The organism is Klebsiella planticola (assembly GCF_000783935.2).
GTDB classification, from domain to species: Bacteria; Pseudomonadota; Gammaproteobacteria; order Enterobacterales; family Enterobacteriaceae; genus Klebsiella; species Klebsiella planticola.
The window spans coordinates 2,981,123-3,005,150 of record NZ_CP026047.1; the positions used below are offsets into that span (position 1 = coordinate 2,981,123).

The window sequence follows — 24,028 nt, forward strand, 5'->3', positions numbered from 1 at the left end:
TATTATGAATAAATTTGCGCCTTTGAGTCCGAAGGTCGATGCATTATTGCATGGCGCTGACTATAACCCGGAGCAGTGGGAGAATTATCCCGGTATTATCGATCAAGATATTGCCATGATGCAGCAGGCTAAATGCAATGTCATGTCGGTGGGGATTTTCAGCTGGGCCAAACTTGAACCTCAGGAAGGCGTATTTGAATTTGGCTGGCTGGACAGCATTCTGGATAAGCTGTTTGCCGCCGGTATTCACGTGTTTCTGGCTACGCCAAGCGGCGCGCGCCCGGCCTGGCTGTCGCAGGCCTATCCGCAGGTGCTGCGGGTGGGACGCGACCGGGTACCGGCGCTGCACGGCGGACGGCATAACCACTGTATGACGTCACCGGTTTATCGGGAGAAGGTTTTTAAAATCAACAGCCTGCTTGCGGAACGCTACGCACAGCATCCGGCGGTGCTCGGCTGGCATATTTCCAATGAATATGGCGGAGATTGCCATTGTGAACGCTGTCAGGCGCGGTTTCGCGACTGGCTGAGAGCGCGCTACCAGACGCTGGAAAACCTCAATCACGCCTGGTGGAGCACCTTCTGGAGCCACACCTACAGCGACTGGTCGCAGATTGAATCACCGGCACCGCAGGGGGAAGTGTCCATTCACGGGCTGAACCTCGACTGGCGTCGCTTTAACACGGCGCAGGTCACCGACTTCTGCCGCCATGAGATTGCCCCGCTGAAGGCGGCGAATGCTGACCTGCCGGTGACAACCAACTTCATGGAGTATTTCTACGATTACGACTACTGGCAGCTGGCGCAGGCGCTGGATTTCATCTCCTGGGATAGCTATCCGATGTGGCATCGCGACAAAGATGAAACCACGCTGGCCTGCTATACCGCGATGTACCATGACATGATGCGCAGCCTGAAAGGCGGCAAGCCGTTTGTGTTGATGGAATCAACGCCGAGCGCCACCAACTGGCAGCCGACCAGTAAATTGAAAAAGCCGGGGATGCATATTCTCTCCTCAATGCAGGCTGTCGCCCACGGCGCAGACTCAGTTCAGTATTTCCAGTGGCGTAAGAGCCGTGGCTCGGTGGAGAAATTCCACGGTGCGGTCATTGACCACGTCGGTCATCTGGATACCCGCGTCGGCCGCGAAGTGAGCCGGCTGGGTGAGATGCTCAGTCGCCTGCCTGGCGTGGTTGGCTGTCGTACCGATGCCAAAGTGGCAATTATCTTTGACCAGCAAAACCGCTGGGCGCTGGATGATGCGCAGGGCCCGCGCAATCTCGGTATGGAGTATGAAAATACCGTTAATGAACACTACCGGCCATTCTGGGAGCAGGGTATTGCGGTCGATATCATCGATGCCGATGGTGACCTGAGCGCCTACCAGCTGGTTATCGCCCCGATGCTGTATATGGTTCGCGACGGCTTTGCCGGGCGTGCCGAAGCGTTTGTCGCCGGCGGAGGCCATCTGGTGACTACCTACTGGACGGGAATCGTTAATGAGTCCGATCTTTGTCATCTTGGCGGTTTCCCTGGGCCTCTGCGCAACCTGCTGGGCATTTGGGCGGAGGAGATTGATTGTCTGAATGACGGCGAGCGCAATCTGGTTCAGGGGCTGGCAGGCAATGAAGGCGGGTTACAGGGGCCGTATCAGGTACGCCATCTGTGCGAGCTGATTCATGCCGAAAGCGCCCGACCGCTGGCAACCTATCGTGATGATTTCTACGCCGGCCGCCCGGCGGTTACGGTGAATCATTTTGGCAAGGGGAAGGCCTGGCATGTCGCCTCACGCAACGACCTGGCTTTCCAGCGCGATCTCTTCGCGGTCATCAGCCGGGAGCTGGCCTTACCGCGGGCGATAGAGAGTGAGCTTCCCCCGGGCGTGGTCGCCACGGCACGCACCGACGGCGAAACGACCTATGTTTTCTTGCAGAACTACAGCGCGCAGCAGCACAGCGTAAACCTGCCGCAGGGTTATCAGGACAGTCTATCCGGTGCGGCCATTAGCGCGCCGTTGACCTTAACGGCGTGGGACTGCCGTATTCTCAGTCGCAAAGCCTAATCACTGCGTTATCTGAGCCTGCTCCTGCGAGCAGGCTTTTTTTTACCTTGATATTATCAGGAGTGCATGATGGTCAGTTTAAAATCCTTTCTGCATTATTTCGCCCAGCCTCGCCAACCGGTGCCGTTAAGTGATGTTGAAAAGCAACAGCTACAGGATCTCATTCAGGCGTTTGGTGGGGAGGGGAATATTGTTTATGTCGACGCCTGTATTACGCGTTTGCGGGTCACGGTTAATAATCTGGCGATTGTCGATTCTCAGGCGTTACAGCAGCAAGGGGCGCTGGGCGTAATTATTCTCGGGCAACAGGTTCACGCTATTTTCGGCAAGCAGTCTGACACCCTGCGTCAACTATTAGATGAGCATTTTACTAGCCGGAAATAAAAGTAATAAATAAAAAGGGATAACTCCATATAGAGTTATCCCGAAAACAAGACAAAGACAACAGTGGCAATAATCATTACCGGAGGGTAATTACGACCTTACAGCTGGAGATAAAACACGTTCAGATAACAAAAATACTTTTACCACCAGGCTTCGACCTGAACACCGAAGTTCCACGTATTGCTGGCGGTTTGATCTTCAAACGGTTTGCCATTCTCGGAATCATTGAGATAGGAGGCAAAAATACGTAATTCCGGGCGTGACATAAAGTCCGGGCCATCGGCCAGACCCAGCGCAATGGTGTATTTCTCGCCGGCTTGTTTGTAGTCGGTATTGTTCTTATAGCTGTCTTTCTGGTAGAAACCGCCGACTTCGCCAATCAAACGGACATACTCGGTGAACTGATACTGTCCGCGTGCGACCAGAGAGAGTAAGCGCGTTTTGTTGGTATAGTCGGTGATGTCGTCGGCGGAGCCCCAGGTCAGCACATGGTTAATCGAGAATTTGTCGGTAATCGGAATCAGACCGGTGTTGATCACGCGATAGCCGGTGGCATCGTTGACATAGTTCCACATGTCGTACCAACCGCCGCCCTGGGAGACCATGTTCTGCGCCAGCCCTTTATTTGCATACTGCAGAACCAGCTTGTTGTAGCCGCCCAGCATATCCTGGCTGATTTCACCGGTCAGCATCACGCCGTTATCGGCATCGTACAGCCCACCGTAGCTATCCTGTTTTTTGGTGGTGTTAGGCATTGCGTAGTCGATACCAAATTCGGTCCAGGCGCCTGACCACGGTTTCCAGCCCGCATAGCGCAGATCGACATAGTTGATATTGACGTTGCTGTCGCCATCGACGCGGTAATCGACGTCGTTTGCGTCACCGCGGATCCAGGCAAGTGAAACGGCGCCTGGGCCTAAGCTATAGTTTTCGATCCCGGCGCCGGAACCGGAGATGTTCCAGTATTTGGTATCAATGATGTGCAGATCGTGGCGCTGGTAGTAGCGCTTGCCGCCCCAAATTACCGCGTTAGGATCGCCGGGGATCAGGCCTTTAATTTGCAGGTTCAGCTGACGCAGGCCAAACTGCGCGTCGTCATTGAGGGTGGTTTCGTTATCGTTAGAACCGTCAGAGACCATGCTGACCATGCTATCGAGATAGAAGCTGACGTCATCCTTCTTATACACCTCAGAACCCAACTCCAGCTCGCCATAGGTATCGGATTCGTTACCCAGACGACCAATTTTGTTTTTTTGCCATTCGGCCAGACTGCCATCCCCGGAGACCCCAACCCCGGCACGCATATAACCATGAAAATCAATTCCAGGAACAGAGGCGGAAGCCGCGAGCACGGATGGTGAAATCAGCGCGGCGGCCAACGCAACAGAGACTGTGCGCAGCGTAGTGTTCATGTCTATCCTCTTATTGTTTTGTATTACGTTCACATTAACGATGTCATGAAATGCCTAAACGTAATTTCAGGCAATTTAATGATCGTGATAGTGTGATTAACTGCAAATAAAATGGCGCAATTTGTTACGGTTAGTGAGTCCATTCACAATTTGATGTATTGTGAGCGTAATACTTTTATTGTCATTTTTTAGCATGGTAACGTTGCAGGGCGCGTTTTTTTAAATGGCCCCTGTTACAATCCAGGGATAACAACATAAGGAACCGGACCATGAAGTCGAAAAGCGCAACCTTAGAAGATGTCGCGCGTCATGCAGGCGTCTCCTATCAGACCGTGTCCAGGGTGCTCAATAAATCTGCTAATGTATCCGAGGCCACGCGTCGTAAGGTGGAGAAATCCATTGAGCTGTTGCGGTATGTCCCTAACCGCCTGGCTCAACAGCTGGTGGGCAAGCAAAGTCGGACCGTCGGTCTGGTGACGATTTCACTGTCGTTGCACGCGCCTTCTCAGGTCGCCGCAGCGGTAAAACGCTATGCGAATGTGGAAGGTTATCAGGTGTTAATTTCTATGATTGATGAGAGCGTCAATCAAAGTATTCAGGAATCCATCAATGAGCTGAAGTCCCAGCTGGTTGATAAGGTGATCATCAACGTGCCTCTGGAGACCGAACAGGCCCAGAAAATCGCGGCTGACAACGATGATATCGTTTGTCTCTTTCTCGATGTCGATCCCTACAGCTCCGTGTTTAACGTTTCGTTTAATCCGGCTGACGGCACCCGCGCGAGCGTCAAATATCTGTATGAAATGGGCCATCGGGAGATTGCGCTGCTGGCCGGGCCGGAAAGCTCCGTCTCGGCAAAATTGCGCCTGAAGAGCTGGATAGAGACGCTGGCAGGGTACGGGCTACAGCCGGTGACGGTGATTCGCGGTAACTGGGACGCGCAGAGCGGCTATGCGGGCGCGCTGCAGATGCTGCGTGAGACGCCGAAATTTACGGCGGTGCTGGTGGGGAATGACCAGATGGCGCTGGGGGTACTGAGCGCGTTTCACCAGCATCAGGTGCCGATTCCCGGTGAGAAGTCGGTAATTGGCTGCGATGATACGTATGAAAGCTCATTCTTCTACCCGGCGCTGACGACCGTGTCGCTGGATCTGGATTTACAGGGGAAAGAGGCCGTACGCCGTATTCTTGATAGCGGCGATAGCGAAACCTCGCATACCTCTTCAATCCTGCCAGCCCGGCTGGTAGTGCGTCATTCCACCGGGCCAAAAACGGAGCAGGGGAAAGACCTACAGGCCATTGCAGAACAGCTGCGTGCACTTGCTCATCAACTGAATCCTTAATCTCTCACGGGCGGTTTGCGCCGCTCGATTTTTCATCCCCGAGCTTCTCATGGTTGATCTTTGTCTTTTTGCGGCGTAACCTTATTGTTATGTTATAACATATCTATTGAGGTTATCATGAAAGACAATATCCATCCGCATTATCGTACCGTTGTGTTCCATGACACCAGCGTGAATGAATATTTTAAAGTGGGCTCGACAATCAAGACCGAGCGCGTGATTGAACTGGATGGGGTGACCTATCCTTATGTCACCCTCGATGTGTCGTCCAAATCGCACCCGTATTACACCGGTAAGCAGAAAGCCCTCAACAGCGAAGGCAGCACTGCACGTTTCCGCCAGCGCTTCGGCGGCTTTATTGATGCTAAAAGGAACTAAGAATGCAGGTACTCAACTCGTTGCGCAGTGCGAAACAGCGCCACCCTGACTGTCAGATTGTGAAACGCAAAGGGCGGCTGTACGTTATCTGCAAAAGCAATCCTCGCTTTAAAGCCGTACAGGGACGCAAGAAGAGACGCTAAACTGCCGATGCGCGGAAGCTCTCCAGCGTGGCACGCTGCTGACCATCGGGGCTAAAGTTCCCGGTGGCCAGCCATCGCTGCAGCGCCTTATCAATCAGCGGCCACTCGCTGTCGATTATCGAAAACCAGTCGGTATCGCGGTTGTGGCCCTTTATTACTAACGCCTGACGAAACCGCCCCTCAAAGTGAAATCCCAATCGTTGCGCCGCCCGGCGCGAAGGTTCGTTCAGGCTATTACATTTCCACTCATAGCGGCGATAGCCGAGCGTGTCGAAGACATAGCGCATGAGAAGCCACTGGGCTTCCGTCGCCATTGCGGTCCGACTGAGCAGCGGCGAGAAGTGCACGTGTCCGACTTCGATCACGCCATTTTGGGCATCGATACGCATCAGTGCCAGGGAGCCGACGGGCTGTTGGGTCCGTTCATCCACTACGGCGAAATGGAGAGGATCGCTGAGCTTTTCCACGCTGGCTATCCAGGCGCTGAACGTCTCCACGCAGCTGTCCGGTTCGCGCAATAACCACGTCCAGCTCCGGGTATCCGGGGCCAGCTGATGTGCGGCAAAGAGCGCGCAGGCGTGGGCGGAAGTCAGTGGCTCCAGGCGGCAGTCACGTCCCTGTAGGATTTGACGTTGCGGAAAGGGGCGCGGCTGCCAGTCGGGCAGGGCCTGGCCAACGGGTTGTCCGAACGAATTATGTTGATGCATGGAGGCTCCTTATCTGGGGGGAATGCAGTGAGACTAAAGTTTTACTGGTTCCATAAAAAGAGCCATCGGAGTATGTTTTTATGGTGCCACGAGGAGCCGCGATGAATATTCCTGATGATGCCTTCTTCACACTACTGGAACACACCTTGTCCCGGCGAGGTCATGAAACCCTTCAGCGCACGCTGTATCGCACGCTGCGCGAGGCGATTTTGCAAGGGGCGCTGGCAGGCGGTAGCCGGCTGCCGGGTTCACGGGCTATCGCCACGCGGCTCAATCTGTCGCGTAATACGATCAACGGGGCGCTGGAGCAACTGGCCATGGAAGGCTACCTGCAGCGCAGTCGTCAGGGAACGCATGTGGCGACGCTGATCGCCTCCGGTGAGCGAGAGGGGCTACCGCTGACCATTGCGCTGCCGGAGCGGCTGCTCGCACTACCTCCCGGCACCCGTCGCGATTCGCCGACGCTGGCATTCACTCCCGGCACGCCGGCGATTAACTATTTTCCTTTACCGCTCTGGCGGCGGCTGCTCGACAAGGTGCTGCGTGATGAGGGCAGCGCGCTGCTGGGTTACGGAGAGGCGGCGGGAGAACTCGCGCTGCGGGAAGCGATTGTCCGCCATCTGGCGTTATCTCGCGGGATCCGCTGCGACGCCCGGCAAATCGTGATCACCGAAGGCGCGCTCGAAGGGGTCAACCTGTGTACCCATCTGCTGAGCGTGGCGGGTGACACCGCATGGGTTGAAGAGCCAGGATATCCCGGCGCGAAGAGCGTATTTATGAAAGCCGGGTTACAGATAAAAGGGATGCCGGTTGACGGTGAAGGGATGCGTCCGGACTTGGACAATAACCCGCCGCCACGGCTGATTTTTACCTCTCCTTCGCATCAGTATCCCTGTGGCGCGGTGATGAGCGCAGGCAGGCGTCTGGCGCTGCTGGAATATGCCCGCCAGCATGATGCATGGATCGTTGAAGATGATTACGACAGCGAGTTTCGCTACAGCGGTGAACCTGTTCCGGCCATGTCAGGGATGATGAAGCAGGCGCCGGTGGTCTATATCGGCACCTTCAGCAAGACGCTGTTTCCGGCGCTGCGCATTGGTTTCGTGGTGATGCCTCCCGCCCTGGCGCAAGCCGCTCAGGGATTCGTGGGATCGCTGCTGCGCGGGGGGCACCGGACTGAGCAGCGAGCGCTGGCGTTGTTTATCGAAGAGGGGCATTACGCGCGTCATCTGGCGGCGATGCGGCGTTTGTATTGCCGGCGGCAGCAGCAGCTCCACGAGGTGCTGGCGGCGGAGCTGACGCAACCTTTTGCTATTCTCGGTGGCGAGGGCGGACTGCACCTGACGGTGGCCATTGACGGGATAGACGATGGGGCGGTGGTGGAGCAGGCGCGACAGTATCAACAAGCACCGGCGGCATTAAGCCGCTTTTACCTTGATACTCGACGCGCGCGAAGCGGGCTGGTGCTGGGATATGGCAATACGTCCGCTTCGCATTTTGGCCCTGCAGTGCGGACGTTGAATCGTCTTATTGAGCGGTATCGACGCGGGTGAGGCTGAAGATATCGTAGAACGAGAGTTCACCTTTGGTCGCCACCATTTTTTGTAGCTGGGTTTTCTGCTCGCCGGCCACGCGGGGGGACTGCATAATGCGCTCGATCAGCTGCTGAGGGACGTATCGCGTGTTGTACCACTCCCCGTTGTAGCAAACGCGAAAATCCAGGACATCGATATCTTCGTAGCGGTAGCGCGGGTAGACGTCAAAAAAGAAGAAGCCGTTTAACAGGGCGAACAGAACCACCAGTAGCCAAACCGAATCGGCCAGCGTTTCCGATGTCAGCATGACCACGAACGTCGCCAGGAACGCGGCGTACATTGCTACGAACAGCCACGGATGATTGCGAATAAAACTGATACTAAAGCGCGGACGGTTGTCGCGCTTCTCTTTCACATTGAGCTCATCAATCGTGTTGGTCAGCAGTTGCTGTATTTCTGTCATCTTGGTCCCCGAATTCTGCTAAGGCTCAGCCTGAAGGCTATTTTATGTTGCGGGAATCTCTCGGGAAAGTAACAGATCAGTTGCAGAAAAGCATAACAGTTACGCTTTTTCCGCTGTCAGCATCTTAATGATTTGTGCCGGGTTGCCACCGACCACAGCATTGGCCGGAACATCTTTCACGACTACGGCACCGGATGCAATGACGGCATTATCGCCGATCGTTAGCCCGGGATTAATGACCGCCCGACCGCCAATCCACACATTGTGGCCGATAGTAACGGGTTTACCGTATTCTTTGCCGCTGTTGCGTTCGGCGGCATCTAATGGATGTGTGGCGGTATAGATATGGACGCCGGGCGCCAGCATGCAATTATCACCGATGTGAATCGGACAGACATCAAGCATCACGCAATCAAAGTTTGCGTAGAAATTGGTGCCGAGGAAAATATTGTAACCATAATCACAGCGGAAAGTGGGTTCAATATAAGCATCGCTTGCCCGGCCAAACAGTTCCGTCAGACATATTTTCCGCCATTCGCGCTCGTCCGGAGCCGAATGGTTATAGCGATGCAGCAATTGCCTGGCGCGCAGGCGGTCTGCCCGTAGCGTGGCATCACCGGCCTGATACAGTTCACCGGCGATCATTTTACGTTTCTCTTCACTCATGATGCTTTCCTGATTAAGGTAGGTAGGCGTCACAGTATAAAAAAGAAACCGGTTTCACGAGCGCACTTTGGTGACTTATGCGAGTAATATCACAATTATACCCAAGGCAGGGGAGGACCCGGTTAACCGTCTGACTGACAGGTGAAATGAATTAGCGAATGAACTTCCACACCGATGTCGGGATTTTGTCGTAGAGTTTATTCATGGTCAATTCAGCAAGACGGTGATCGGCCGCTGAGTAAAATACAGCCAGTTCGTTATCTGAAAGTTCATATTTGTTTTTTTCAATTACGCGTTCCAGCGTATCAATTGTCTGACAGCGACGTAAGCGCATCAAATAGTCTGTTTTGGTTAATGGTTCACCAGACATAACTTCACCTTTTGATTGTAATAATACTAACAAGAAAGACTTGCCGGATTTTCCCGGCTGGCGTTGACAAAACATCGGAATAACCGATTTCCCGATTTGCGCCATTTCTGTAGATCGGCCGTGTTAATGCCATAACTGCTGAACAACATAAAAGTGTCATCCAGGTATTCGTCCAGCTGAGCGATCAGTTTATTATCCTCAGCATACTTAATTTTATAATTAAGCGCGAACGTGGCTATGTGTTCGATCAATTCATTAAGTTGAAGATTGATAGCCGACGTCGGGTCATTCACCCACCCGTGGTTACTCTCTTCCAGGTTTGCAAGGCAGTCATGATACAGGGTTTCGCAAAGAAATCGAAGCTGCGCGATATCATGTCTTTTTGGCGAGTATTCGTCCATAACGCATCCCCTTTTTAGTGGTTTAAACGACGACTAACAAGCACCGTTGTGGGATGAACACGACTAACAGACCTGACACATACATTGTAATCCTGTTGTTTTAACTATAATCCACTCTCAAAAAGATTTCACCGTGCTATTACGAAAAATTACAATTATCGCCGTTAATTTATCTTAAAAATATCTGAACTTATTATGCCAGGGCAATCAATGTGGTGACTCTACGAAAGCAAAGCTTATGGATCATTGATTTAGCATGCTCTTTTCTATGGCACCAGATCTCAAACCCGGATAACACCAGGGTTAAGAATATTCTTAGTTAAGATAAGGGTAAACCGGGAAAAGAATAATCTGATAAAAACAAAGTAAAAGCTTATCGCCAGAAATTGTATATCAGGATGCAAAGTAAACCGTAGCAATGCGTGCGTTTCAATATACGCTATCCGGAAAATTTCCTCAACGAATCCTGAAGCGGGCAGGGGCGCAGACGAAAAAAAGGGCCGCTAACGCGGCCCTCAGTGGAGAGATTAATGATGCTCAGTCGGATGGCTGTGCTCAATGTCTTCCGATTTCTTGCCGAAGCGGCGGCGAACCACCACAAAGAAGACCGGAACAAAGAAGATAGCCAGAACCGTTGCCGTCACCATCCCGCCCATGACGCCGGTACCTACGGCGTTCTGCGCGCCGGAACCTGCGCCGGAACTAATGACCAGCGGCATAACCCCGAGGATAAACGCCAGTGAGGTCATCAGGATTGGACGCAGACGCATACGTACTGCTTCCAGGGTCGCTTCAATCAGACCCTTGCCCTCTTTATCCATCAGGTCTTTGGCGAATTCTACGATAAGTATCGCGTTCTTCGCCGACAGGCCGATGGTGGTCAGCAGGCCGACCTGGAAGTAAACGTCGTTCGTCAGACCACGGAACGTTGCCGCCAGCAGTGCGCCGATAACCCCCAGTGGGACAACCAGCATAACGGAGAACGGTATCGACCAACTTTCATACAGCGCCGCCAGACACAGGAATACCACGATCAGCGAGATGGCATACAGCGCTGGCGCCTGGTTACCGGACAGACGTTCCTGATAGGACATACCGGTCCAGTCATAGCCAATCCCCGTAGGCAGTTTTTTGGCCAGCTCTTCCATCATCGTCATCGCTTCACCGGTACTTCTGCCCGGAGCCGCCTGACCGAGGATCTCCATCGACGGCAGACCGTTATAGCGTTCCAGACGCGGCGAACCATACTCCCAGTGTGAGGTGGAGAAGGCTGAGAACGGCACCATCTGTCCATCGCTACCGCGAACATACCAGTTGCCAATATCTTCCGGCAGCATACGGTATTTCGCTTCGGACATGACGTAGACTTTCTTCACGCGACCGCGGTCGATGAAGTCATTGACGTAGCTACCGCCCCAGGCTGCGCCCAGCGTGGTATTGATGTCGCTGATAGAAACGCCTAACGCCTGCGCTTTCTCCTGGTCGATATCCACCTTGAACTGCGGCGTATCTTCCAGGCCGTTCGGACGAACGCCGACCAGCAGGTCAGGGTGCTTCGCCACTTCACCAAACAGCTGGTTACGTGCCTGCGTCAGTTTTTCATGACCCAGACCGCCCTGGTCGATCAGCTGGAAGTCAAAGCCGGTTGCGGTACCCAGTTCGACGATAGCCGGCAGGTTAAAGGCGAAGACCATCGCATCTTTAATCTGCGAGAAACGGGCCATCGCACGACCGGTAATCGCTTCAACCTTGTTCTCGCTGCCCGGACGTTCGCTCCAGTCTTTCAGAGAAACGAATGCAATACCGGTGTTCTGACCACGACCCGCGAAGCCAAAGCCGTTAACGGCGAACACGGATTCGACGTTGGCTTTCTCTTTGGTGAGGTAGTAGTCCGTCATCTCATCCAGCACTTTCTGCGTACGTTCCTGGGTAGCACCGGCAGGAAGCTGCGCCATGCTCAGGAATACGCCCTGATCTTCATCGGGCAGGAACGAGCTCGGCAGACGGACAAACAGCCAGGCCATTCCGACGACGATGATCAGATACAGCACCAGGTAACGACCGGTACTACGCAGAATGTTACCTACGCTATCGGTGTAATGGTGCGTGCTCTTATCGAACATGCGGTTAAACCAGCCAAAGAAGCCTTTGTGCTCGCCATGACCGCCTTTAGCGATAGGTTTCAGCATCGTGGCGCACAGCGCCGGGGTCAGGATTAATGCAACCAGCACCGACAGCGCCATCGCCGAAACGATGGTTATGGAGAACTGACGATAAATCGCACCCGTTGAACCCCCGAAGAAGGCCATCGGGATAAATACCGCAGAAAGCACCATCGCGATACCGACCAGTGCGCCCTGAATCTGGCCCATGGATTTACGGGTCGCTTCCTTCGGCGGCAGACCTTCTTCCGCCATGACACGCTCGACGTTTTCCACCACCACGATGGCGTCATCGACGAGCAGGCCTATCGCCAGCACCATACCAAACATGGTCAGGGTGTTTATCGAGAAGCCAAAAATGGCAAGGATGGCGAATGTACCCAGCAAGACTACCGGTACCGCGATGGTTGGAATCAACGTGGCGCGGAAGTTCTGCAGGAACAGATACATCACCAGGAAGACCAGGATGATCGCTTCGACCAGCGTTTTAACCACTTCATGAATCGAGATTTTCACGAACGGCGTGGTGTCATACGGGTAAACAATCTTCAGGCCTGACGGGAAGTATGGCTCCATTTTCGCCAGCTCGGCGCGAATGGCGTTAGCCGTATCCAGGGCGTTGGCGCCGGTTGCCAGTTTGATACCCAGACCGGAAGCCGGCTGGTTATTAAACTTCGCGACGATGTCATAGTTTTCACCGCCAAGCTCAACTTTCGCCACGTCACGCAGACGAACCTGCGAACCGTCCTGGTTCACTTTCAGCAGAATATTGCTGAATTCGTCAGCGGATTTCAGACGGGTCTGCGCGATGATAGAGGCGTTCAGCTGCTGGCCTTTCACCGGCGGCGTACCGCCTAACTGACCGGCTGCTACCTGGGCGTTCTGGGCTTTAATCGCGCTGATCACATCGACCGGCGTCAGCTGGTAGTTGTTCAGTTTGTTCGGATCCATCCAGATACGCATCGCGTACTGGGAACCAAACAGCTGAACGTCACCCACGCCGGACGTACGGCTGATCGCATCTTTCATGTTGGCGCCAACGTAGTCGGAGATATCCTCCTGCGTCATGGTGCCGTTGGTGTTGATAACGCCGACAACCATCAGGAAGCTGCTGGAGGATTTCTCCACGCTCACGCCCTGTTGCTGTACTTCCTGCGGCAGCAGCGGCATGGCGAGCTGCAGTTTGTTCTGCACCTGTACCTGCGCGATGTCCGCATCCGTACCAGACTGGAAGGTCAGGGTAATCTGTACCGTACCGGTTGAGTCACTGTTGGAGGACATGTACATCAGGTTATCGATACCGTTCATGTTCTGTTCGATAACCTGCGTCACGGTATCCTGCACCGTTTTTGCATCAGCGCCAGGGTAGGTTGCGGTGATCGAGACCGCCGGTGGCGCAATCGTTGGATATTGCGCGACAGGCAGCTTCAGGATCGACAATCCCCCGGCAAGCATGATGATTATGGCGATCACCCATGCGAATATGGGGCGATCGATAAAGAAATTAGGCATGTCTTAACGGCTCCTGTTTAAGTTAAGACTTGGTTTGTTCTGACTGAGCGTTGCTGGCAACTTGCTGTTGATCGTCAGAGGCTACTTCCTGCGCTTTAACCTGCACGCCTGGTTTGACTTTTTGTAGTCCGGAGACAATTACGCGATCGCCGGATTTCACTCCGCTGGTGACCAGCCACTTATCACCAATCGCCTGCGTTGCCGTGACCTGACGAACTTCGACCTTATCGCCTTCACCGACAACCATCACGCTGGCATCACCACGCGGCGTGCGGGTTACGCCCTGCTGTGGAACCAGCAGTGCATCCGGGTTAGTCCCTTCCTGCAGACGCGCGCGGACGAACATCCCAGGTAACAGGGTGTGATCCGGGTTCGGGAAGATGGCGCGTAAAGTGATAGAGCCGGTGGTCTGGTCAACGGTGACATCAGAGAATTCCAGCGTACCGCCCTGCGGATACTTCAGCCCATCGTTGGTAACCAGTTCGACTTTGGCTTTGCCGTTTTCTTGTTTCAGCGTTCCGTTTGCCAGCTCTTGTTTCAGACGCAGGAAATCGTTACTCGACTGGGTCACATCAACATAGATAGGGTCCAGCTGCTGAACGGTTGCCAGCGCAGTAGCCTGACCATTCTGCACCAGTGCACCTTCGGTCACGGCGGATTTACCAATTCGCCCGCTGATAGGTGAAGTCACTTTGGTATAAGCCAGGTTAATACGCGCCGTTTCCACAGCGGCTTTCGCGGCCACAACCGCAGCGTTGCTCTGCTGCGCGTCGGCGACGGCAGTATCATAATCCTGTTGACTGATGTATTTGGTGCCGAGCAGTTTCTGATAACGTTTAACCGTCAGCTGCGCGATATTAGCCGCTGCCTGTGCTTTGGCTAAGTCGCCTTTTGCGCTTTCATAGCTGGCCTGGTAAGTTGCCGGATCGATCTGATAAAGGGACACGCCAGCCTGGATGTCACTACCTTCCGTAAAGTTACGTTTCAGAATAATGCCACTTACCTGAGGACGGACTTCTGCAACACGGTAGGCGCTGGTGCGGCCCGGTAGCTCAGTGGTGATTTGCAGAGGTGCGGATTTGAGCGTCACAATACCGACTTCCGGCATATGCTGGGCTCCTTGCTGAGCCGGTTTGTCGTCACATCCTGTTAGCGCTAAGCTGCCTGAGAGCATCAGAACGACCGCCAGAGGCGTTAACCCTCTGTTTTTGTTCATATGTAAACCTCGAGTGTCCAATTTCAAATTGTTCAGTGGCTCAAACGACCACAAACCCACTACTGTGTTTCTATTATGGTCATGCTATGGTACATACATTCATAAATGTATGTAAACGCAACCTCTATAAACTCATCGACCTATGGCACGAAAAACCAAACAACAGGCACTTGAAACCCGGCAACACATTCTGGATGTTGCTCTGCGTTTGTTTTCGCAGCAAGGCGTATCATCTACCTCGTTGGCAGCAATTGCAAAAGCTGCCGGGGTAACGAGGGGGGCTATCTACTGGCATTTCAAGAATAAATCAGATTTATTTAATGAAATATGGGTGTTGTCGGACGCAAGTATTAGCGATCTTGAAGTTGAGTATCGGGCAAAATTCCCCAACGATCCACTGTCAGTTGTCAGGGAGATCTTAGTTCATATTCTTGAAGCCACGGTGACAGAAGAGCGGCGGCGGCTAATGATGGAAATTATCTTCCATAAATGTGAGTTTGTCGGTGAGATGGCGGTGGTTCAGAAAGCGCAGCGCAGCTTGTGTCTTGAGAGCTACGAACGTATTGAACACACGCTAAAGGAGTGCATTGCGGCCAACATGCTGCCGGCCAATTTGTTAACCCGCCGGGCGGCGGTTTTAATGCGCAGCTATCTCTCCGGTCTGATGGAAAACTGGCTCTTTGCGCCGGATTCATTCGATCTTGAAAAAGAAGCGCGCGACTATGTTGCCATTCTTCTCGAAATGTATCAGTTTTGCCCTACGCTCCGGGCGCCCTCAGAGGTCAAGAATTAACGCTCCCGGCAAAATAAAAAAGGTGAGTGTTTGCTGATAGTCGCCGCTATTCGTGCGATGGCAGAAGTGCTATTCTGCGGTCTGCGACGACCCCCGGTATTCTCCGGCTATTGCAACCACTCATGTTAACACTATGCTGCATACTATCCGTTGGCGAAATGCCACTTCCGCTTTTGTAATTGTACTGTTGTTATTTATCGGCTGTCTCAGCGTGAACCAAGCTCTGGCTGCCGATGTCCCTGACCGATCTGATATTCAGAATCAACTTAATACGCTAAATAAGCAAAAGGAACTGACGCCACAGGACAAGCTGGTTCAGCAAGACCTGGTGCAGACCCTTGAAGCACTCGATAAAATCGAGCGGATTAAGTCGGAAACGACTCAGCTGCGGCAACAGGTTGAGCAGGCGCCAGCCAAGATGCGTCAGGCGGTCGATAGCCTGAACGCGTTAAGCGAGGTGTCTGATGATGAGGCGACGCGGAAAACGCTCAGCACGCTCTCTTTGCGGCAGCTGGAATCTCGTCTCTCCCAGACGCTGGACGATCTGCAAACCGCGCAAAACGATCTGGCGACCTACAACAGCCAACTGGTCTCCCTGCAAACCCAGCCGGAACGCGTGCAAAATGCGATGTATGCGGCTTCCCAGCAGCTACAGCAGATACGCAACCGCCTGAACGGCACCACCACCACGGGTGACGAAGCCCTGCGTCCGAGCCAGCAGAGCCTGCTGCTGGCGCAGCAGGCTCTGCTTAACGCGCAAATTGAGCAGCAGCGCAAGAGCCTCGAAGGCAACACCGTGTTGCAGGATACGCTGCAAAAGCAACGTGATTACGTCAGCGCCAACAGCAATCGTCTCGAACATCAGCTGCAGCTGCTGCAGGAAGCGGTTAACAGCAAGCGCCTGACGCTAACCGAAAAAACCGCTCAGGAAGCGGTCACGCCGGATGAGACGGCGCGTATCCAGTCCAACCCGCTGGTCAAACAAGAGCTGGATATTAACCATCAGCTGAGTCAGAAGCTCATTGCGGCGACCGAGAACGGCAATCAGCTGGTGCAGCGCAATATCAAAGTGAAAAACTGGCTCGATCGGGCGCTGCAATCTGAACGTGATATCAAAGAGCAGATTTCAGTCCTCAAAGGGAGCCTGTTACTGTCACGCATCCTTTACCAGCAGCAGCAGACGCTACCGTCGGCGGACGAGCTGGAGGATATGACCAACCGTATTGCCGATCTGCGTCTTGAACAGTTTGAGGTCAACCAGCAACGTGATGCGCTGTTCCAGAGCGATGCGTTCGTCGCCAAACTGGAAGAAGGTCACAGTAATGAAGTGACCCCTGACGTCCATAATGCCCTGCTGGACGTCGTGGATATGCGCCGCGAACTGCTCGACCAGTTTAACAAGCAGCTCGGCAATCAACTGATGATGGCGATTAACCTGCAGATCAACCAGCAGCAGTTAATGAGCGTCTCAAGCAACCTGAAAGCCATCCTGACCCAGCAGATTTTCTGGGTGAATAGCAACAAACCGATGGACTGGGACTGGATTAAATCCTTCCCGGAAGCGTTGAAAGGGCAGTTTAAGGCGATGAAAATCACCGTAAACTGGGAGAAAGCGTGGCCGGCGGTGTTTGTTGCTTTCCTTGCCGGTCTGCCGCTGCTGCTGATTGCGGGCCTGATTCGCTGGCGCCTGCAGTGGTTACGTAATTACCAGGCCCGGCTGGCTTCGCAGGTCGGCCAGTTGCGTAACGACACGCAGCTCCATACGCCCAAAGCGATTCTGATTGACCTGATCCGCGCACTGCCCGTCGTGCTGCTGATTCTGGCGGTAGGGCTGATTCTGCTGACGATGCAGCTGAACATCAGCGAACTGCTGTGGGCATACAGTAAAAAACTGGCGCTGTTCTGGCTGGTGTTTGGTCTGTGCTGGAAGGTGCTGGAAAAAGACGGTGTGGCGGTAAGCCACTTTAATATGCCACCGCAGCTGACCAGCCACTGGCGTCGGCAAATTGTGCGCGTCAGCCTGGCGCTGCTGCCGCTGAATTTCTGGTCGGTGGTCTCTGAACTGTCGCCGCTGAATCTGATGGATGACGTGCTGGGGCAGTTCGTTATCTTCCTCAATCTGCTGCTGATCGCGGTACTGGTGTGGCCGATGTGTCGCGAGAGCTGGCGTGATAAAGAGTCGCACAGCCTGCGCCTTCTCACCGTCACCGTTCTCTCGATTGTGCCTGTCGCGCTGATGGTACTGACGGCCACCGGCTACTTCTATACCACCCTGCGTCTGGCCGGTCGCTGGATTGAAACCGTCTACCTGGTGATGCTGTGGAATCTGCTGTACCAGACCGTTTTGCGCGGCCTGAGCGTTGCCGCACGACGTATCGCCTGGCGGCGTGCGCTGGCCCGTCGCCAGCATATGGTCAAAGAGGGGGCTGAAGGGGCTGAACCGCAGGAAGAGCCGACAATTGCGCTGGAGCAGGTCAACCAACAAACGTTGCGTATTACCATGCTGGTGATGGTCGCCTTGTTTGGCGTTGTGTTCTGGGCGATTTGGTCCGATCTCATCACCGTATTCGCCTATCTCGACAGTATTACCTTGTGGCACTACAACGGCACCGAAGCAGGAGCCAGCGTGGTGAGAAGCGTGACGATGGGAAGCCTGCTGTTTGCGATCGTCGCGTCCATGGTCGCCTGGGCGTTGATCCGCAACCTACCGGGTCTGCTGGAAGTGCTGATCCTCTCTCGGCTCAACATGCGCCAGGGGACCTCCTACGCCATTACCTCGATCCTCAACTACGCGATTATCGCCATCGGTGCGATGACGGTATTTGGCGCGCTGGGCGTCTCGTGGGACAAGCTGCAGTGGCTGGCGGCCGCGTTGTCGGTTGGTCTGGGCTTTGGTTTACAGGAGATTTTCGGTAACTTCGTTTCCGGCCTGATTATCCTCTTCGAACGCCCGGTGCGCATCGGCGATACGGTGACGATCGGCACCTTCTCCGGTACCGTCAGCAAGATCCGCATTCGCGCCACGACCATTACCGACTTTGACCGTAAAGAGGTGATCATCCCGAACAAAGCGTTTGTGACCGAGCGTTTGATCAACTGGTCGCTGTCCGATACCGTAACCCGTGTGGTGATCCGCATCGGCGTGGCGTACGGCTCCGATCTGGATAAGGTCAAGGAAGTTCTGCTGCAGGCGGCACATGAGCATCCGAAAGTGATGCAGGAGCCTGCGCCATCGGTCTTCTTTACCACCTTCGGCGCCAGCACGTTGGATCATGAGCTGCGTTTATATGTGCGCGAACTGCGCGATCGCAGCTATACCGTCGATGAACTGAACCGCGCGATCGACCGCCTGTGCCGTGAAAACGACATCAACATCGCCTTCAACCAGTTGGAAGTCCATCTGCGTAACGAAAAAGGGGATGAAGTGACGGAGCTCAAGCGTGAGGTCAAAGGAGACGATCCGTCTCCGGCTATCGGGTAAGACTCAGCGGGGGCGGCCAGTGCGCCGCCCCGTTTCTGACGCGCCGTCGGTTAGCGTTTATCCGCTTCACCTGATGTCTGCCCGGTGCGATTGAGTTTGTTTTCATAGTCACGTTTAATGATCTCCAGCGCCCCCAGCACGGTTTGCGCTGACACCTGGTTCTCTTCCAGCAGCATAATCAAATCAACGGCCAGCTTGACCTCATCCGGGGCGTTTTCCAGCGACATAGTGACTCCTTCTTAGCGTGTTAAGCGTGCCAGCACGCCTTCTATTTTTTCCAGCGCATCGCGACAGCGTGCTAAACGCGCAGCGCAGGCATCGACCTCTTTCGCCAACCGCTGCTGCTCCTCAAGCGTCGTCGCCTGCGCCAGCTGACGCTGGCGATCGTTGCGCATCGCCAGCAGTCGTCGTTCGTACTCCTGATGCTGAAGCCGCCGCCGCTGCCAGCGGTTTATTCCGGGCGAGGCGCTGTCCCAGCTACGCAGTGGCCAGGTTGCCGCCTCCCGGCTGAGGGCGGCAACTTGCGCCACCAGCCGCTCCGCCAGCCAGGCGACCTGCGGAAGCTGCTGCTGCTCAACGGCCTGCCGCAGTTCAGTAAAGTGCTGCTGCGCCTCCTCGAGACAGTCCTGCATCAGCGTGCTGCGAGTACGGAACAGCTGGCGATCGAAGCGGGCGCTGAGCGTAGCATGATGCGCCAGCGGCGCAACCTGCGCGGCCAGTTGGGCCAACTGATTTTCCAGCGTGTGTAAAAGCCGGGCTGTTTTCAAATAACTCCTCCCTACGCTGATAGACAACTGTGCTACAGTAGCCATATCTGCTTGATAACGATTCGCATTATGCCACGTATCATTTTAATCATCATAGGCTGGCTGGCGGTAGCGCTGGGGACGCTGGGCGTCTTTTTGCCTTTATTGCCGACCACCCCGTTTATTTTGCTGGCGGCCTGGTGTTTTGCCCGCTCTTCACCGCGTTTTCACCACTGGCTGCTGTATCGTTCCTGGTTCGGCGGTTATCTTCGTCACTGGCAGCAATATCGTGCGATGCCGCCTGGTGCCAAGCCGCGGGCGATTGTGATGATTGTGCTGACCTTCGCCGTGTCGCTGTGGCTGGTTAAGCTTACGTGGGTTCGCATCATGCTGCTGGTGATTCTGGCCTGCCTGTTGATATTTATGTGGCGTATTCCGGTTGTTGACGCGACGCAACAAAAGCACTGATGCACCATAATGAGTGTTGCAATTGTCGCTTACAGACAGTAAATTCGAGCGTTTTCGAGCGCGGGCACGCCTGGTCAAAGGTTAATCAAATGTTTCTTTGACCCGTTTGGCCTGCCCGTGAGTAACACCGTTTTTATCAGGCATAAACTTATGACCGCAACTGCACAGCAGCTTGAATATCTAAAGAACAGCATCCAAAGCATTCAGGACTATCCGAAACCGGGTATTCTTTTCCGCGATGTCACCAGCATGCTCGAAGACCCGAAAGCCTATGCGTTGTGCATTGAGCTACTGGCCGAGCGTTATAAAAACGCCGGCATAACTAAAGTGGTGGGCACCGAGGCGCGTGGTTTCCTGTTTGGCGCTCCGGTGGCGCTGGCGCTGGGCGTGGGTTTTGTGCCGGTACGTAAACCGCGCAAGCTGCCGCGTGAAACCATTGCGGAGAGCTACGAGCTGGAATACGGTACCGATCAGCTGGAAATTCACGTCGATGCGATCACCGCAGGCGATAAAGTTCTCGTCGTCGACGATCTGTTGGCGACCGGCGGCACCATCGATGCAACCGTGAAGCTGATTCGCCGTCTGGGCGGCGAAGTGCACGACGCCGCCTTTGTGATCAATCTGTTTGATCTGGGCGGCGAGCAGCGCCTGGAAAAACTGGGAATCAACTGCTATAGCCTGGTCCCGTTCCCGGGTCACTAAGCAAATCCCGCCACATAGCCTCGCTGATTGAGCGGGGCTGTGATAGCATGACCCCCTCGTGATTTCACCTTCCAGCGTTTCAGAGCCAGCCCATGAGTTATCAGGTCTTAGCCCGTAAATGGCGCCCACAAACCTTTGCTGACGTCGTCGGCCAGGAACATGTGCTGACCGCACTGGCGAACGGCTTATCGTTAGGGCGCATTCATCACGCTTATCTCTTTTCCGGCACCCGCGGCGTGGGGAAAACCTCCATCGCGCGTTTGCTCGCAAAAGGGTTGAACTGTGAAACCGGTATTACCGCCACGCCGTGCGGCGTGTGTGATAACTGCCGCGAAATAGAGCAGGGGCGCTTTGTCGATCTGATTGAGATTGACGCCGCTTCCCGTACCAAAGTCGAAGACACCCGCGACCTGCTGGATAACGTCCAGTATGCGCCGGCCCGTGGCCGCTTTAAGGTCTATCTGATCGATGAAGTCCACATGCTGTCGCGCCACAGCTTCAACGCGTTGTTAAAAACGCTGGAGGAGCCGCCTGCGCACGTCAAATTCCTGCTGGCGACCACCGATCCGCAGAAGCTGCCGGTGACGATCCTGTCGCGCTGTCTGCAGTTCCATCTTAAGGCGCTGGATGTCGAACAGATCCGCCATCAGCTTGAGCATATTCTCGGCGAAGAGCAGATTACCTTTGAGTCCCGCGCGCTGCAGCTGCTGTCGCGCGCGGCGGACGGCAGCCTGCGCGATGCCTTAAGCCTGACCGATCAGGCGATTGCCAGCGGCGATGGTCGTCTGACGGCGGAGTCGGTCAGTACCATGCTCGGCACGCTCGACGACGATCAGGCGCTGTCATTGATTGAGGCGCTGGTGGCGGCCGATGGCGAACGCGTCATGGCGGGCGTTAACGAAGCGGCCTCCCGCGGTGTTGAGTGGGAAGCGCTGCTGGTTGAAATGCAGAGTCTGCTGCACCGGATTGCGATGGTCCAGCTCTCTCCTTCGGCGCTGGGCGCCGATATGGCCGCGGTGGAGCTGCGTATGCGTGAACTCGCGCGCACCGTGCCGCCCACCGATATACAATTGTACTATCAGACGCTCCTGATTGGCCGCAAAGAGCTGCCGTATGCGCCGGATCGGCGCATGGGGGTGGAAATGACGCTGCTGCGTGCGCTGGCATTCCATCCGCAAGCGCCGCTGCCGGAACCGGAGGTGAAGCCGCTACCGGCAACGCTGGCCGCGCCTGTGCAGGCGGCGCCGGTATCTGCTCCGCCGGTACAGCCGCCGCCGCAGAATCTACCGCAAACCACCAGTCAGGTTCTGGCGGCACGCAGCCAGCTGCAGCGTAGCCAGGGAGCACCCACCCCAAAAAAGAGTGAACCGGCAGCCGCATCCCGCGCGCGGCCGGTGAATAACGCTGCGCTGGAGCGACTGAGTTCAATAACCGAGCGCGTGCAGGCTCGTCCGGCCGTTGCTGCGGTGCAGGAAAAGGCTCCGGCCAAAAAAGAAGCCTATCGCTGGAAAGCGACGACAATTGTCGAAACGGTGAAAGAAGAGGTCGCGACGCCAAAGGCGCTGAAGAAAGCGCTGGAGCATGAAAAAACGCCGGAGCTGGCGGCAAAACTGGCGCTGGAAGCGGTCGAACGCGACGGCTGGGCGGCAGAGGTTAATCAACTGGCGGTGCCGAAGCTGGTCGAGCAGGTGGCGCTGAATGCGTGGAAAGAGCAGGACGGTAATCGTATCTGTCTGCATCTGCGTCCGAGCCAGCGGCATCTCAATTCCGCCGGCGCGCAGCAAAAGTTGGCCGAAGCGCTCGGCGTGTTGTACGGTTCACCGGTTGAATTGACCATCGTGGAAGACGATAATCCTGCGATGCGCACGCCGCTGGAGTGGCGGCAGGCAATTTATGAAGAGAAGCTCGCGCAAGCGCGCGAAGCGATTATTGCGGATAACAACATTCAGACGCTGCGCCGGTTCTTCGATGCGGATCTGGATGAAGAGAGTATTCGCCCCATTTGATTGCAAGTTTGACTTGCGGTCAGCATCCTTAACGATGACTTACTGAGAGAGAAGCCTATGTTTGGTGGAAAAGGCGGCCTGGGTAACCTGATGAAGCAGGCCCAGCAGATGCAAGACAAAATGCAGAAAATGCAGGAAGAGATCGCGCAGCTGGAAGTGACCGGTGAATCCGGCGCAGGTCTGGTGAAAGTGACCATCAACGGTGCGCATAACTGCCGTCGCGTGGAGATTGATCCGAGCCTTCTGGAAGACGACAAAGATATGCTGGAAGATCTCGTCGCTGCGGCGTTCAACGATGCGGCGCGCCGTATTGAAGAGACCCAGAAAGAGAAGATGGCTTCCGTCTCCTCCGGCATGCAGCTGCCGCCTGGCTTTAAGATGCCATTCTGATGCAAACCAGCCCGCTGTTAACTCAGCTTATGGAAGCATTGCGCTGTCTGCCGGGCGTTGGCCCGAAGTCAGCGCAGCGCATGGCGTTTACGCTACTTCAGCGCGATCGTAGCGGCGGGATGCGTCTGGCGCAGTCATTGACGCGCGCGATGTCGGAAATCGGCCACTGTGCCGATTGCCGCACCTTCACCGAGCAGGAGGTGTGCAATATTTGCAGCAATCCGCGCCGCCGTGAAAATGGCCAGATCTGCGTGGTGGAAAGCCCCGCGGACATCTACGCCATTGAGCAGACCGGGCAGTTTTCCGGGCGCTACTTTGTCCTGATGGGCCATCTGTCGCCGCTTGATGGCATCGGACCGGATGATATCGGGCTCGATCGTCTGGAGCAGCGTCTGCGCGACGAATCAATGCAGGAAGTGATCCTCGCCACCAACCCGACGGTGGAAGGAGAAGCGACCGCTAACTACATAGCCGAACTCTGCGCGCAGTATGGCGTAGAAGCCAGCCGTATCGCCCACGGCGTACCGGTAGGCGGCGAGCTGGAGATGGTTGACGGCACCACGCTGTCGCACTCCCTTGCCGGTCGACACAAGATTCGTTTTTAACCAAACGGAGGCGCTTTTTGGGGCCTCCGCTTGAAAATTTCCCCTTCAGTCCCCATCTCCCCTTCAACGGTTTTTTTACCATT

General features: G+C 54.9%; 24 protein-coding genes and 1 other annotated feature. Of the genes, 14 read left to right on the forward strand and 10 right to left on the reverse strand.

The annotated features are described in order from the left end of the window. Window positions 1-4 precede the first annotated feature (4 nt). Together MC50_RS14450 and MC50_RS14455 are read left to right on the forward strand one after the other, a co-directional pair. Window positions 5-2,062, forward strand: coding sequence for a beta-galactosidase (locus MC50_RS14450; protein ID WP_047664230.1), 2,058 nt, complete (start codon window positions 5-7; stop codon window positions 2,060-2,062). Between the two features lie 69 nt (window positions 2,063-2,131). Beyond that, on the forward strand, window positions 2,132-2,446 hold the full coding sequence (locus tag MC50_RS14455) for a glucose PTS transporter subunit EIIB (RefSeq protein WP_047664233.1): 315 nt from the start codon (window positions 2,132-2,134) through the stop codon (window positions 2,444-2,446). A 140-nt stretch (window positions 2,447-2,586) separates the two neighbouring features. Here MC50_RS14455 and MC50_RS14460 read toward each other — a convergent pair whose 3' ends face one another. After that, window positions 2,587-3,858: a maltoporin gene (locus MC50_RS14460; RefSeq protein ID WP_032689210.1), complete on the reverse strand. Its 1,272-nt coding sequence runs from the start codon at window positions 3,856-3,858 to the stop codon at window positions 2,587-2,589. 269 nt (window positions 3,859-4,127) lie between these two features. Here MC50_RS14460 and MC50_RS14465 point away from each other — a divergent pair, with 269 nt between their 5' ends. The 3 genes from MC50_RS14465 (at window position 4,128) to ykgO (ending at window position 5,722) form a co-directional block, all read left to right on the forward strand. Further along, window positions 4,128-5,201: a LacI family DNA-binding transcriptional regulator gene (locus tag MC50_RS14465; RefSeq protein WP_047664234.1), complete on the forward strand. Its 1,074-nt coding sequence runs from the start codon at window positions 4,128-4,130 to the stop codon at window positions 5,199-5,201. Between the two features lie 117 nt (window positions 5,202-5,318). Beyond that, entirely contained in the window at window positions 5,319-5,579 is a 261-nt protein-coding gene (locus MC50_RS14470) for a type B 50S ribosomal protein L31 (protein WP_032689208.1), read from the forward strand. A gap of 2 nt (window positions 5,580-5,581) precedes the next feature. Next, on the forward strand, window positions 5,582-5,722 hold the full coding sequence (gene ykgO, locus MC50_RS14475; protein WP_003859006.1) for a type B 50S ribosomal protein L36: 141 nt from the start codon (window positions 5,582-5,584) through the stop codon (window positions 5,720-5,722). On the opposite strand, the gene MC50_RS14480 is transcribed toward ykgO, so the two are convergent. Next, window positions 5,719-6,429, reverse strand: coding sequence for a GNAT family N-acetyltransferase (locus tag MC50_RS14480; RefSeq protein ID WP_047664237.1), 711 nt, complete (start codon window positions 6,427-6,429; stop codon window positions 5,719-5,721). The genes ykgO and MC50_RS14480 overlap by 4 nt on opposite strands. 101 nt (window positions 6,430-6,530) lie before the next feature. Here MC50_RS14480 and pdxR point away from each other — a divergent pair, with 101 nt between their 5' ends. Then, window positions 6,531-7,982: a MocR-like pyridoxine biosynthesis transcription factor PdxR gene (gene pdxR / locus MC50_RS14485; protein ID WP_047664238.1), complete on the forward strand. Its 1,452-nt coding sequence runs from the start codon at window positions 6,531-6,533 to the stop codon at window positions 7,980-7,982. On the opposite strand, the gene MC50_RS14490 is transcribed toward pdxR, so the two are convergent. Then, window positions 7,957-8,427 (reverse strand): YlaC family protein, encoded by a 471-nt coding sequence (locus tag MC50_RS14490; protein ID WP_004858780.1) that lies wholly within the window; start codon window positions 8,425-8,427, stop codon window positions 7,957-7,959. The genes pdxR and MC50_RS14490 overlap by 26 nt on opposite strands. Between MC50_RS14490 and MC50_RS28840 the strand changes: the two genes are divergently transcribed. Beyond that, window positions 8,421-8,555, forward strand: coding sequence for a hypothetical protein (locus tag MC50_RS28840; RefSeq protein WP_223306663.1), 135 nt, complete (start codon window positions 8,421-8,423; stop codon window positions 8,553-8,555). The genes MC50_RS14490 and MC50_RS28840 overlap by 7 nt on opposite strands. Here the strand turns inward: MC50_RS28840 and maa are convergent. The 5 genes from maa to acrA form a co-directional block, all read right to left on the reverse strand. Then, on the reverse strand, window positions 8,527-9,093 hold the full coding sequence (maa, locus tag MC50_RS14495) for a maltose O-acetyltransferase (RefSeq protein WP_032689205.1): 567 nt from the start codon (window positions 9,091-9,093) through the stop codon (window positions 8,527-8,529). The two genes, MC50_RS28840 and maa, sit on opposite strands and share 29 nt — an antisense overlap. 151 nt (window positions 9,094-9,244) lie before the next feature. Then, window positions 9,245-9,463 (reverse strand): HHA domain-containing protein, encoded by a 219-nt coding sequence (locus tag MC50_RS14500; protein ID WP_004858783.1) that lies wholly within the window; start codon window positions 9,461-9,463, stop codon window positions 9,245-9,247. Window positions 9,464-9,489: 26 nt separating this feature from the next. Then, complete coding sequence (gene tomB / locus MC50_RS14505) at window positions 9,490-9,864, reverse strand: Hha toxicity modulator TomB (RefSeq protein ID WP_004858785.1); 375 nt, start codon at window positions 9,862-9,864, stop codon at window positions 9,490-9,492. Between the two features lie 527 nt (window positions 9,865-10,391). After that, window positions 10,392-13,538 carry a multidrug efflux RND transporter permease subunit AcrB gene (gene acrB, locus MC50_RS14510; protein WP_032689204.1) on the reverse strand — a complete coding sequence of 1,049 codons (3,147 nt, stop codon included), beginning with the start codon at window positions 13,536-13,538 and terminating at the stop codon, window positions 10,392-10,394. 22 nt (window positions 13,539-13,560) lie between these two features. Next, window positions 13,561-14,754, reverse strand: coding sequence for a multidrug efflux RND transporter periplasmic adaptor subunit AcrA (gene acrA, locus MC50_RS14515; RefSeq protein WP_032689203.1), 1,194 nt, complete (start codon window positions 14,752-14,754; stop codon window positions 13,561-13,563). A 142-nt stretch (window positions 14,755-14,896) separates the two neighbouring features. On the opposite strand from acrA, the gene acrR reads away from it, so the two are divergent. Beyond that, the gene (gene acrR / locus MC50_RS14520; protein ID WP_047664240.1) at window positions 14,897-15,547 is read left to right on the forward strand and encodes a multidrug efflux transporter transcriptional repressor AcrR; all 651 of its coding nucleotides are present in this window, start codon (window positions 14,897-14,899) and stop codon (window positions 15,545-15,547) included. Window positions 15,548-15,680: 133 nt separating this feature from the next. Continuing rightward, entirely contained in the window at window positions 15,681-19,028 is a 3,348-nt protein-coding gene (gene mscK / locus MC50_RS14525) for a mechanosensitive channel MscK (RefSeq protein ID WP_032696520.1), read from the forward strand. Window positions 19,029-19,078: 50 nt separating this feature from the next. Here the strand turns inward: mscK and rsmS are convergent, their stop codons facing one another. Both rsmS and priC read right to left on the reverse strand, forming a co-directional pair. Further along, a complete protein-coding gene (gene rsmS / locus MC50_RS14530; protein ID WP_049264627.1) occupies window positions 19,079-19,255 on the reverse strand; it encodes a pleiotropic regulatory protein RsmS in 177 nt (58 codons plus the stop codon). A 12-nt stretch (window positions 19,256-19,267) separates the two neighbouring features. Beyond that, window positions 19,268-19,795: a primosomal replication protein N'' gene (gene priC / locus MC50_RS14535; protein WP_032689200.1), complete on the reverse strand. Its 528-nt coding sequence runs from the start codon at window positions 19,793-19,795 to the stop codon at window positions 19,268-19,270. 69 nt (window positions 19,796-19,864) lie between these two features. Here priC and MC50_RS14540 point away from each other — a divergent pair, with 69 nt between their 5' ends. The 5 genes from MC50_RS14540 (at window position 19,865) to recR (ending at window position 23,945) form a co-directional block, all read left to right on the forward strand. Next, on the forward strand, window positions 19,865-20,242 hold the full coding sequence (locus MC50_RS14540) for a DUF454 family protein (protein ID WP_032689199.1): 378 nt from the start codon (window positions 19,865-19,867) through the stop codon (window positions 20,240-20,242). A gap of 150 nt (window positions 20,243-20,392) precedes the next feature. Continuing rightward, on the forward strand, window positions 20,393-20,944 hold the full coding sequence (gene apt, locus MC50_RS14545) for an adenine phosphoribosyltransferase (protein ID WP_032689198.1): 552 nt from the start codon (window positions 20,393-20,395) through the stop codon (window positions 20,942-20,944). 92 nt (window positions 20,945-21,036) lie between these two features. Next, window positions 21,037-22,950 carry a DNA polymerase III subunit gamma/tau gene (dnaX, locus tag MC50_RS14550; protein ID WP_032689197.1) on the forward strand — a complete coding sequence of 638 codons (1,914 nt, stop codon included), beginning with the start codon at window positions 21,037-21,039 and terminating at the stop codon, window positions 22,948-22,950. Further along, window positions 22,280-22,344 (forward strand) — a sequence feature (DnaX frameshifting element). It overlaps the preceding gene by 65 nt. 57 nt (window positions 22,951-23,007) lie before the next feature. After that, on the forward strand, window positions 23,008-23,340 hold the full coding sequence (locus MC50_RS14555; protein WP_004858807.1) for a YbaB/EbfC family nucleoid-associated protein: 333 nt from the start codon (window positions 23,008-23,010) through the stop codon (window positions 23,338-23,340). Continuing rightward, window positions 23,340-23,945: a recombination mediator RecR gene (recR, locus tag MC50_RS14560; protein WP_004858810.1), complete on the forward strand. Its 606-nt coding sequence runs from the start codon at window positions 23,340-23,342 to the stop codon at window positions 23,943-23,945. The genes MC50_RS14555 and recR overlap by 1 nt, the downstream gene beginning before the upstream one ends. The last annotated feature ends 83 nt before the right edge of the window (window positions 23,946-24,028 follow it).

Bases quoted from the DNA above. Each gene is read 5' to 3' on its own strand.
- pdxR (WP_047664238.1), top strand. From the start codon at position 6,531: ATGAATATTCCTGATGATGCCTTCTTCACACTACTGGAACACACCTTG.
- recR (WP_004858810.1), top strand. From the start codon at position 23,340: ATGCAAACCAGCCCGCTGTTAACTCAGCTTATGGAAGCATTGCGCTGT.
- rsmS (WP_049264627.1), bottom strand. From the start codon at position 19,255: ATGTCGCTGGAAAACGCCCCGGATGAGGTCAAGCTGGCCGTTGATTTG.
- acrB (WP_032689204.1), bottom strand. From the start codon at position 13,538: ATGCCTAATTTCTTTATCGATCGCCCCATATTCGCATGGGTGATCGCC.
- MC50_RS14470 (WP_032689208.1), top strand. From the start codon at position 5,319: ATGAAAGACAATATCCATCCGCATTATCGTACCGTTGTGTTCCATGAC.
- acrR (WP_047664240.1), top strand. From the start codon at position 14,897: ATGGCACGAAAAACCAAACAACAGGCACTTGAAACCCGGCAACACATT.
- MC50_RS14540 (WP_032689199.1), top strand. From the start codon at position 19,865: ATGCCACGTATCATTTTAATCATCATAGGCTGGCTGGCGGTAGCGCTG.
- MC50_RS14465 (WP_047664234.1), top strand. From the start codon at position 4,128: ATGAAGTCGAAAAGCGCAACCTTAGAAGATGTCGCGCGTCATGCAGGC.
- MC50_RS14500 (WP_004858783.1), bottom strand. From the start codon at position 9,463: ATGTCTGGTGAACCATTAACCAAAACAGACTATTTGATGCGCTTACGT.
- MC50_RS14555 (WP_004858807.1), top strand. From the start codon at position 23,008: ATGTTTGGTGGAAAAGGCGGCCTGGGTAACCTGATGAAGCAGGCCCAG.
- MC50_RS14460 (WP_032689210.1), bottom strand. From the start codon at position 3,858: ATGAACACTACGCTGCGCACAGTCTCTGTTGCGTTGGCCGCCGCGCTG.
- tomB (WP_004858785.1), bottom strand. From the start codon at position 9,864: ATGGACGAATACTCGCCAAAAAGACATGATATCGCGCAGCTTCGATTT.
- MC50_RS14490 (WP_004858780.1), bottom strand. From the start codon at position 8,427: ATGACAGAAATACAGCAACTGCTGACCAACACGATTGATGAGCTCAAT.
- mscK (WP_032696520.1), top strand. From the start codon at position 15,681: ATGCTGCATACTATCCGTTGGCGAAATGCCACTTCCGCTTTTGTAATT.
- MC50_RS14450 (WP_047664230.1), top strand. From the start codon at position 5: ATGAATAAATTTGCGCCTTTGAGTCCGAAGGTCGATGCATTATTGCAT.
- MC50_RS14480 (WP_047664237.1), bottom strand. From the start codon at position 6,429: ATGCATCAACATAATTCGTTCGGACAACCCGTTGGCCAGGCCCTGCCC.
- MC50_RS14455 (WP_047664233.1), top strand. From the start codon at position 2,132: ATGGTCAGTTTAAAATCCTTTCTGCATTATTTCGCCCAGCCTCGCCAA.
- apt (WP_032689198.1), top strand. From the start codon at position 20,393: ATGACCGCAACTGCACAGCAGCTTGAATATCTAAAGAACAGCATCCAA.
- ykgO (WP_003859006.1), top strand. From the start codon at position 5,582: ATGCAGGTACTCAACTCGTTGCGCAGTGCGAAACAGCGCCACCCTGAC.
- acrA (WP_032689203.1), bottom strand. From the start codon at position 14,754: ATGAACAAAAACAGAGGGTTAACGCCTCTGGCGGTCGTTCTGATGCTC.
- dnaX (WP_032689197.1), top strand. From the start codon at position 21,037: ATGAGTTATCAGGTCTTAGCCCGTAAATGGCGCCCACAAACCTTTGCT.
- maa (WP_032689205.1), bottom strand. From the start codon at position 9,093: ATGAGTGAAGAGAAACGTAAAATGATCGCCGGTGAACTGTATCAGGCC.